The sequence below is a fragment of the Microcystis viridis FACHB-1342 genome (assembly GCF_014698335.1).
Taxonomy (GTDB): domain Bacteria; phylum Cyanobacteriota; class Cyanobacteriia; order Cyanobacteriales; family Microcystaceae; genus Microcystis; species Microcystis ichthyoblabe_A.
The window spans coordinates 1-9,859 of the sequence record NZ_JACJSV010000108.1; the positions used below are offsets into that span (position 1 = coordinate 1).

The following is a 9,859-nucleotide window of genomic DNA, read 5'->3' on the forward strand; positions in this document are numbered from 1 at the left end:
TCATAATACAGTGAGTTCTTTTCTTCTTCCGTGAATTCTAGGTTAATCATGTTTTTAATGAGTGCTTTGCTTCTAATTATGACTCTTGAACTATATTATTGTCTTTGAGTAAAAAATGCAAGTTATAACCGTGCAAAGTATAATTATAACCAGCTACTTAATTCTAACTGCGCCACCGTAAAATTTGTGCTTTAATGGGGTTGACAAAATCCCGTTTTTCTGCTTGAGATTTTTCGTATTCCTGCTTGAGGCGATAATACCATTTGGCCTGGGTATCGGCATCATCAATTAACATCAAAGCTGGATGATAACTAAGTCCTTCCTGTTGTTTAATCACCACATCGCGATCCTGTTTGAGGAATTGTAGAGTTAAATAACGCAAAAGAGGGGTTAAAAATGCCAACCAAGGAATCGTATAGTATAAACTTTGATGGACTTCGCAGTGATTTTCATCGATGGGAGTAATTGCCGTAAAAGCACAGGCCAAATAGCGATCGCCTCGTAGTATTTCTGTACGCACCGAGGGCAATTCAAAAACGATTTCAATCGATACTTTATTACCCAAAATTTTATAGGGTTTCGCACTTACAGGCATATCATAGGGAGCAAGACGAAAACCGAGGGGAACAGGTTCGTATTGTTTTTCTTTGACCCGAAATTTGCGCGGACCGCTGCGCCACCACCAAGAAGTATGAACGTAGGGACCGTGGGCCGGATCCATCAATCCCACCACTGCATGGTCAATATTGCAGTCAAAAGTGATAGTTTCGGCTATTTTGGGGGTAAGTTTGCCAAAATCGGCAATAGTCGGCACAGGAGGCAGATTTTCTCGATTAATTTCTCTTTTTGAGTCTGCCGGAATAAACACCCAGATATGACCTTGTATTTCACGACAGGGATAACTGGTGACACAAATTCTGCTAATATCAAGGCGATCGTGTTCCGTTAATGAGGGGATCTCAGAACAAACGCCATCGCTAGTGTTAAATTTCCAGCCATGATAGCAACAGTACACCCCATCCCCTTCAATCCAGCCATGGTGCAGCGGAATGCCACGATGGGGGCAAATATCCCGCAATGCGAACACTTCTCCATCCTCTCTCCTACCGACAACAATCGGTTCACCTAGCATTTTTTTGGCCATTAGCTGACCGGGTTTAAGTTTATTTGCCGGTGTGGCCACATACCAAAAGTCGCGCAGTAAGCTAGTCATAGGGTTTCTCTGGAGAGCTTCGATCGTTCATCCTATCATTAGAAATGAAGATTATGAGACTGGAAGCATAACTTTGCAGTAATTAGGAGGATGAGATTGCAGTAGGCAAGGCTGAAACCTGACAGGGGGACAAGAAAGCTGAAATCCATATATCGTAAACTTTTCATGATTTTAGCTCGAAAAAGTTCGCCGCACCATCTCTCACTTATTAATAATGATTCCTAGTAAGCTCGCTCCTATCCCTAATTCTTTCGTTAGCTTTTTGCCTAGAATCGCTCGATCTATTTCTAGCGAGAGAAGCCAGAAGCCTTTGTTGGCAAATTTTCTAGCTCGCTTGTCCCCCTGTCAGGGCTGAAACCCCTATTCTCTCGTTGACGAAACTCTACTCCTCATCAATGGAAACATAACCCTTCAGTGAGTCCAGAAAATTTGATGACCTTTCCTGCTGGAATTTTACAAAAGTTTACTTAAAATGATTCAGTTCTGTCTAATTATAGCGTTGCCTGTTCGCAAGAGGTACATTATCGATATTGAAAAGCTTAATCAGCAAAGGTTTAACTGTGCCACACAGGTATGATAAACGCTATATAATCTGTTTGATTAATCTAAACTTTTCGTTTTCCTTAGATTTTCCTCTAATTTATCTAAACGTGGGATAATCCATTGATTTTTCCAGTATTTAATCAGTTGATTACGATCTAAAATCTTCCATTGTAGTTGATTGGATTCTCCTAATAAATACTCTTGCCAATTCTCAGCTAGTGGACAACTATAATATCCTCTTTGCCAACCAATACTTAGCATATCTTCTGAAAATCCTAGTTCTCTTAGTCCTTTCTTTAAAACTCTTAGTTTCCAATTGGGACCTTGACCAAATTTATAAGTATCAAAAATGGTTTCTGGAACGACTTGTTTAATTAATTCCCAACTTCCGTTAGCCGTTATATGTAAATGGCTTTGACCTTTTGTATAACCTATAAATTTCCAGTTCATTAAACGGTTATATATTGCTGATTTTCCAAATGCTCCTAAAGTATCTATATAAACTAAATCAGCTTGTTTATTTTGTCCAGAAATAATGGATACTCTATTGTTATACTTTTCATAGAAGTGCTTTCTAACTTCAGGGAACATCAAACATAAAGCAATTAATTTACTGCTGAGAACTAGATTATAAGGAGGTACAGCACCTAAAATATAAGCAGTCATACAATTATATAATCTCTCTAGCTTTTGATCTTTTGTCCAAGTGATATACTGATCTCTAACTCCTAAACCAATAATTGGATCACTGAGGCCAAAAATACCAATTAATTTATTATTTTGTTCATCAAAAACTAAAAAACGTATTCTTCTACCATAACCAGTTGTAACAGGGATTGACCAAAAAGAAGTAGCATAAGTCCAAAGTTCTCTTTGTTTCTGGGTGTTCACAACTTCTAAGTAAGGATTGATTTTAAGAATATTTATTTCTTCAGGTTTAGCTAAACAATTTTTAAATTCCTCCTCATATTTTAAACCTTTTGAGTTCGTATGTTGAGCTAATCGATTTTGCATAAATCGTAAATCATCAACTATTAACTTTTGAGAGTCAAAATCCCATTCAACTCCATATTCAGATAACTTTGATAACAATTGATCTCGAACGTGATCTTTTTGGTGTTTTTTCATGTTTAAAAATGGAACTCATCCGAGGATTGAAGATTATTAGCATTTTGAAATTGACTGAATTCTGTAAACATCTGAACAAATAAAGGAGAACCCGTAAAAGACAAAGGGGAAACCGGACCGAGAAACATAAACGGATATTGTTTATTACTTTGAGGGTCAACAAATGATTTGTATAAGCTTAAAGCCTGTTTATCACTTACTAATTCTTCAATTTGTCTGTATTCACTACCAGAAGTTAAACCATATCCAAAAGCGTAAAGTCTTAATTGACCGACAATTTCTTTATGTAAAGATGCAATTGTTTGAGTAATAAACATATAACCCAAGCCGTATTTTCTTGTGGTTCTTACACCATCTACAAATGTTCTTGTTAGGTTGGACATTTCACTATTATCATCATTACCAAAAGAGGATTTAACAAAGCGATGAGCTTCATCAAGACAAATTAAACAGTTTAATTTTTTATCCTCTTTAAAGGCATTTTCTCCCGCTACTTTTAAAATTGTGCTAATCTCTTTAAGAATCAGTGCTTTGATTTCCTCATTATCTGCGAAAGTTGTACCCTCACCCTTAATATCTAAAAATACAATAGGCTTTTGCTCATCAGTAGCAGATTTTTGAACAATATGCCACAATGAGCTTCTATGATTACCTTGACTATCATTTTTAAGAAATAAATCTAATACAGGTTGCCAAATATCGTCTTTGATTCTTTGAAATTCTAGAGACTTCTGTGATTTTTGATAATCTGTATCATTCTCTTTTTCAAGAAAGCTATCAAGAGTTTGTTCTAATCTTTCCTTTGTTTGTTTGGTAGCATATATTCTTTGTAGAGCATTATTATCATCTCTAAGACAAGTTAATACATTAAGTAACAAATTGTCAGGAGAGTTATTCAATTCAAATTCTATGTTTTTTCCTTGCTGTTTTGACAATTGAGATAAAATAATTCTGATGATTCGAGCGATTTCTTCCGAAGCATAGTCTTGATTTTCTTTACTTCTAACTCCAATATTTCTATAAAACTCTGTTTTTAATAAAAGAGAGCAAAATAAATTTACAGCATTATTTTTAGTTCCTAATCTAATTTGATTAGTTAAACGATAAACTTCAACTTTTCTACCTAACTTTCGGAGCGAGTCATGCAGTTTAAAGGGCAAATCTGTCTGACTTGCAAATTGATTTTGAGGATCTATGAAAATGATGCCCATATTTTTATGTTGAGCATAACCTAGAAGCATATAAGCGGCTAAACCAGACTTACCAGAGCCACTTTTTCCAAAAACTCCGATATGATAAGCTTCTCCCGCACCCCCTTCTCCTCTATCAAAATGTTTTAACCAAAGAGGCATTTTAACATCAGTAGCATAAGCATTACCTAAGTAAATAATTTGATTTTTGTATTGCTCTAAAAGCTTATCTAAAATTTCATCTCGAACTGAAATAATAGGCGTACCCGTTGCCGGGGAAGTTCCTAACGTTCCTGCGGTGATTTTTCCATCTGGCGCAATACTAAAACAAGCCTGAACGTTTAATTTAGCTGTTCTCACATCTGCTTTTTCACTAAGATGAGGAAGTGAACCTCTACGCTTAATAATACCTCTAAAGGTTAAATCTTCATGCCAGCGATTTTGAGTTTCTATCTCACTAATTTGTCCGATAACCACTAAATTTTCTTGATCTTGCGGTTGAACCAGACAGACTAACTGCCCTAAATTTCTCTTTTTCTCACTTTTTTGATTAATATCTATAATAATTTCTGTCGTGTTACTCGGTGAACCAACGCTACCGATGTTAAATTGATCTGAGTGATTGTTGAGTTTGTCAAGTAAATCCATTGTCTTTTTCCTGTAATTTGATGAAGATTGATTAAGTTCTGTAAGATTGGGTCAACAATTGGAGAAAGTCAGGGTTATCACTAAATTGATATTGTACCACGGCTCTTAACGCTTCTAAACCATCACTAATACTTTTAGCCATCAGATCCGCTAAATATTGAGGATAAGGTTCTTTGATCTCTGTTGAAACAACTTGTTCTTTGATAGCTTTTAATACTTTGGCTAATTCAATTTCTGTATTAGCACAGCTTTCTTTCATTTCTATCCTATAAGCTGGCGACCATTGATAAGGTTTATAATAAGTAAAATATACTTTTCGGCTTTTAGGCAAAATAATAGCTTGGTTTAAGTCCTCTTTTATCTTGTCTCGCTTACCTTGAAAATCAAATTTACTTGAAACTGAAATATATAAATCTTTCCAAACTCGCTCTGTTTTTGTGGTTTGACCCACAGGTAACGGTTTAGTAAATTCACCGGCATTTAAAATTAATGTCATGCTGGTTTTATCGTCAAGCTTGAGGTCAAAGTTTTTTAAAACACTTAAGCCAATTTCTTGAGAAGAATCATATTTAACCATATATACTATATTGGGATTGGTCATCGCTTTTTTAAGAGAATCTATCAAGCTAAACCTATTAATGATATCCCATGTAGCTTGTTGAAAATGCGGTTCATCCAACGTTGACATACTGGTTAAGCTGTTAATTCCGATAACTGGTGTTTGATGAGAACCATCGGCAATAATCACATCATGTGGTGTTTGACTAATAACTAATAATTCTAAAGCTGTCATCGCTCCTCTAGTCACTTTAGGATTACTCTCAGAACTGTGCGGGAGAACATCTTGCCAATTTTTGTATTGAACTGAACCCCATTTTCGCTGATCTTCTCTAACTAATCCTTCAACACCAACACCAACTGCAATTAAAGTATCAGCACCAATAGATTTTTCAATAGCTTGTCCACCGTCAACCGCTGCAACAGAAGGAATAGGTGGGTTTTCTAAATCGTCAACTCTACAAATTAAATCATTATCATCCAAGATTTGATGCAGGGTTTTTCTTTGTTGTTGTAATTCATTGAAAAGTGGCTTGATTTTTTCTGCTATTTTAGGAGCATCTTCCAGAATGTCTTCTAGTAATTCATCTGGCAAGTTAGCATAGTTATCATTTTTATTGTTAGTCATGTTTAGAAAATCATAAAAAAACAATCTAAAGGCCAGAAAATCACGGGCTTGATATTTTTAGCTCACGACAGAGCGTTTTGTCTGACATACCGTAAATTTACCGAACATCAAGCCAGCTTGTCAGGTTTAGCTTTTGCCCGTTGCTGAAAGCTATCAAAATTAACTATGGACGTAACTGGATTCGAACCAGTGACCCCATCGATGTCAACGATGTACTCTAACCAACTGAGCTATACGTCCGTACGAATTGTTATTATAACACGATTGCTCCTAATTAGGCAAGCCCCTAGGCAGTAAATTGATAGCCAATTAACTTATAAATTAACTTGGCAGTGGTAAATTCCGAAACCACCGAATCACTAATCGGGGCCAATTCCATCACATCGCAGCCAATCACCTGATGAGTTTGGAAAAGACGACGGAGAAAGCCTAGGGTTTGATGCCAACTTAACCCCCCCGGTTCAGGTGTTCCCACCCCCGGAATTAAAGCCGGATCTATGCCATCCACGTCTATGGTTAAAAATACCTTCTCGGTGGTGATTTTGGCGATCGCTTTTTCGATCCAATTCGGATCACCGGCGATATCTCGATCCCAAACCACGGGAATCTGTTGTTTAGCAATTAATTCGGCTTCTTCCCGACAAATAGCCCGAATTCCCACGGGTAAGGTGGGTAAACCCATTTCTAACACCCGACGCATCACACAGGCGTGGTTATGGTGCGATCCTTCGTACTCAAAACGCATATCGCCATGGGCATCAATTTGAACCACCGTAAAAGGGTCCGATAAAGCCTGTCGGTAAGCTTGTACTACTCCCGTAGTGATAGCGTGTTCACCCCCGACGGCGACGACAAATTTATCATCGGCAATTAAACGAGAAACTGTAGCTGTGGTGACGGCTAACATCTCCTCGGCGGACAATTGCGGTTGTTGACGGGTATCTGCGATCGCATCATGGGTATAGATGCCCACTTCTAAACAGGTTTCCCTCTTAAGTTCCTCGTCATAAGCTTCCAATTGTTGGGAAGCGGTAATCACCGCCGCCGGTCCGGTTTCACAACCCTTGCGATAGGTGGTGGTGGCCTCGTAGGGAATCGGCAGGATTACGGCCTTAGCTTTGGCGTAAGTGGCGATCGCTTCACTCCCTAAAAATTGTTCGCTACCGGTGGCGCAAGACAATAACATGGGCAAGTCACAGAAAATTTTAGTCCAATCTTCTATTATAAATATTTTGACTATTTTTGTCTATCTCAACTGACTCCAAACGTATCTACTACAATAGCCACAACCCCTTATCTATCAATAGATACATCCCTTAACTTTTTTTGCTGTACCCATGTTTATTCAAGAATGTTTGTCAGAGTATCCTAATTTTGAACAATTTGTCTGGGATTTGGAAACCCGAGGAGTTTCTGATATTGATATTCCCGTTCTGATATTTGTTGCCAGATGAAAAAGAAAGCCAGATGTTGAGAATCAAAATGGGTGATAGCGAGAATCAATTATTAAAAAATGTTCAGAAATCAATGTAAGGAAGAAAAAACAAGGTACAATTACTTAAATTTTTTCAAACTTGATCAGAATGGTTAATACCCCTCCTCCCACTCCTTGTCTGCCCCAAAATGAACCAGATGCGAATCGGCGGGCTGATTCCCTCAATCTTCAACGCCAAGCCTATAGATACGACTATCAGTATCTCCCACCCTTAGTCCTCATGGAATCCGTGCCTGCAGCGGAAAACTTTTCCTTTCAGTACATTACTGAACGGTTGGCGGCAACTGCGGAACTACCGGCCAATATGCTGGCTGTCAAAGTCAAATCTTTTTTAGATCCCCTCGATGAGCTACAAGATTATGAGGACTTCTTTGCCATTATCCCCTTACCCAAAATCGCCAAAGTCTATCAAACCAATGATGCCTTTGCCGAACAACGTCTATCGGGAGCTAATCCCCTAGTATTACATTTACTGAAGCCGGGGGATGCTCGCGCCCAAGTTCTCAATCAAATCCCTAGTTCTAAGACAGATTTCGAGCCATTGTTTCAGGTCAATCAAGAATTAGCAGCGGGAAACATTTATATTGCCGATTATACGGGTACGGACATTAATTATCTCGGTCCCTCTTTGATTCAAGGGGGAACCCATGCCAAAGGGCGAAAATATTTACCGAAACCCAGGGCCTTCTTTTGGTGGCGGAAAAGTGGCATCAGAGATCGGGGCAAATTAGTTCCGATCGCTATCCAATTTGGGGAAAATGCGGAAAAGCTTTATACTCCTTTTGAGAAAAACCCCCTTGCTTGGCTATTTGCTAAAATTTGTGTTCAGGTGGCCGATAGCAATCACCACGAGATGAATTCCCATCTCTGTCGAACTCATTTTGTCATGGAACCGATCGCGATCGGCACGGCCCGGCAACTGGCAGAAAATCATCCCCTCAGTCTTCTGCTTAAGCCACACCTAAGATTTATGTTAACGAACAACCATCTGGGACAAGAGAGACTGATCAACCCTGGTGGACCGGTGGATGAATTATTGGCCGGCACCTTGGGCGAGTCGATGGCACTGGTTAAGGATGCCTACGCAAACTGGAATCTTCGAGACTTTGCCTTTCCCAAAGAAATAAGTAACCGGGGTATGGACGATACGGAACGACTACCCCACTACCCTTACCGGGATGATGGGATGCTGGTTTGGCAGTCTATTAATCAGTTTGTTTCTGATTATCTCCATTATTTTTACCCAAACCCCCAAGACATCACTAACGATCAAGAATTGCAAGCATGGGCCGGAGAATTATCTAATTCTGCGGCAGATCAAGGGGGCAATGTGAAGGGAATGCCGGCCAATTTTACGGATGTAGAGGACTTAATTGAAGTCGTTACCACAATTATTTTTATCTGCGGGCCACTGCATTCAGCTGTTAACTATGGTCAGTATGATTACATGACTTTTGCCGCTAATATGCCCTTGGCCGCTTACTGTGATCTTCCAGAAGCGATTAAGGATACTACAGGATCAATAATTGGAGATGCCAGAGGATCAATTACCGAAAAAGACATTCTTCAGCTATTGCCTCCTTATAAAAAGGCTGCCGATCAGTTACAAAGTCTGTTCACTTTATCCGACTATCGATACGATCAATTGGGCTATTACGATAAAGCTTTTCGAGAACTCTATGGCCGGAAGTTTGAGGAGGTTTTTGCCGAGGGTGATCAGGCAACAATTACGGGCTTCCTTCGACAATTTCAGCAAAATCTCAATATGAACGAACAAGAGATTGATGCCAATAATCAAAAACGGATCGTACCCTATACCTATCTAAAACCTTCTCTAATACTCAATAGCATCAGCATTTAAGTCTAAGATAATATCTCTAAGCTTGGCTTTCAACTTTTGCTATTTTACCCTGAAAAAAATCCCCCGGTCTTAGGGGGGATTTTTATTAGCGATCGCCGATCTTGTAGGGTGCGTTCCCTAATGCAACTTCTACCGCTCCACAGATCGATTTTTGGGGAACGCACCATGCACATTGATTGAAGTTGTAAGTCTAGGCGTTGCAGAATCAAGGTATGATACTAAATCCGTTGAGTACAGGCTAGTTATGAGGAGAGGCAAAAGGCAAGAGGTAAAAGGCAAAGGGGAATAAATAATCAGTTTTTAATAACCAGATTTAGTATGAATGCCAACTGTGCATCGTATCCAAAAGTTAGTTTGGGTCTAGCGGCAAGATGTAGGCAGAGTAGTCAAGTGAAGTGTCCCATGCCTGAGCCTCACCTTGTATTGTAAAGTTTTGTAAAAAATATATGCAAATGACTGCAAACAACTGCTAATATGGTTAGTACAAGTTTACGTTGCAGTTCACATGAAACTATCAGATTATGCTAAGAAAAAAGGGATCAGTTATGACACTGCTTGGAGAATGTGGAATCGAGGGCAGTTACAAGGAGAACGT

At 38.9% G+C, this 9,859-nt stretch carries 6 protein-coding genes, 1 tRNA gene and 1 pseudogene; 2 read left to right on the forward strand and 6 right to left on the reverse strand.

The window, feature by feature from the left end:
- Positions 1–163 precede the first annotated feature (163 nt).
- The 6 genes from H6G40_RS21875 to speB form a co-directional block, all read right to left on the reverse strand.
- Positions 164–1,213, reverse strand: a complete 1,050-nt coding sequence (locus H6G40_RS21875; protein ID WP_002735996.1) for an aromatic ring-hydroxylating oxygenase subunit alpha — start codon at positions 1,211–1,213, stop codon at positions 164–166.
- Positions 1,214–1,813: 600 nt separating this feature from the next.
- Positions 1,814–2,884, reverse strand: a complete 1,071-nt coding sequence (locus H6G40_RS21880; protein WP_002736881.1) for a Druantia anti-phage system protein DruA — start codon at positions 2,882–2,884, stop codon at positions 1,814–1,816.
- Positions 2,885–2,886: 2 nt separating this feature from the next.
- Positions 2,887–4,722, reverse strand: coding sequence for a helicase HerA domain-containing protein (locus H6G40_RS21885; protein WP_002735930.1), 1,836 nt, complete (start codon positions 4,720–4,722; stop codon positions 2,887–2,889).
- 31 nt (positions 4,723–4,753) lie between these two features.
- Positions 4,754–5,908, reverse strand: a complete 1,155-nt coding sequence (locus H6G40_RS21890) for a DNA double-strand break repair nuclease NurA (protein ID WP_123230273.1) — start codon at positions 5,906–5,908, stop codon at positions 4,754–4,756.
- A gap of 166 nt (positions 5,909–6,074) precedes the next feature.
- Positions 6,075–6,148: transfer RNA gene (locus H6G40_RS21895), tRNA-Val, on the reverse strand.
- Between the two features lie 46 nt (positions 6,149–6,194).
- On the reverse strand, positions 6,195–7,094 hold the full coding sequence (speB, locus tag H6G40_RS21900) for an agmatinase (protein ID WP_002736468.1): 900 nt from the start codon (positions 7,092–7,094) through the stop codon (positions 6,195–6,197).
- Positions 7,095–7,491: 397 nt separating this feature from the next.
- Here speB and H6G40_RS21905 point away from each other — a divergent pair, with 397 nt between their 5' ends.
- Together H6G40_RS21905 and H6G40_RS23555 are read left to right on the forward strand one after the other, a co-directional pair.
- Entirely contained in the window at positions 7,492–9,264 is a 1,773-nt protein-coding gene (locus H6G40_RS21905) for a lipoxygenase family protein (protein WP_002738122.1), read from the forward strand.
- Between the two features lie 505 nt (positions 9,265–9,769).
- A pseudogene (locus H6G40_RS23555) lies at positions 9,770–9,859 on the forward strand (IS607 family transposase); the annotation flags it as partial.

Excerpts from the sequence above, each read along its gene's own strand:
- H6G40_RS21875 (WP_002735996.1), bottom strand. The coding sequence starts at position 1,213 with ATGACTAGCTTACTGCGCGACTTTTGGTATGTGGCCACACCGGCAAAT.
- H6G40_RS21880 (WP_002736881.1), bottom strand. The coding sequence starts at position 2,884 with ATGAAAAAACACCAAAAAGATCACGTTCGAGATCAATTGTTATCAAAG.
- H6G40_RS21885 (WP_002735930.1), bottom strand. The coding sequence starts at position 4,722 with ATGGATTTACTTGACAAACTCAACAATCACTCAGATCAATTTAACATC.
- H6G40_RS21890 (WP_123230273.1), bottom strand. The coding sequence starts at position 5,908 with ATGACTAACAATAAAAATGATAACTATGCTAACTTGCCAGATGAATTA.
- speB (WP_002736468.1), bottom strand. The coding sequence starts at position 7,094 with ATGTTATTGTCTTGCGCCACCGGTAGCGAACAATTTTTAGGGAGTGAA.
- H6G40_RS21905 (WP_002738122.1), top strand. The coding sequence starts at position 7,492 with ATGGTTAATACCCCTCCTCCCACTCCTTGTCTGCCCCAAAATGAACCA.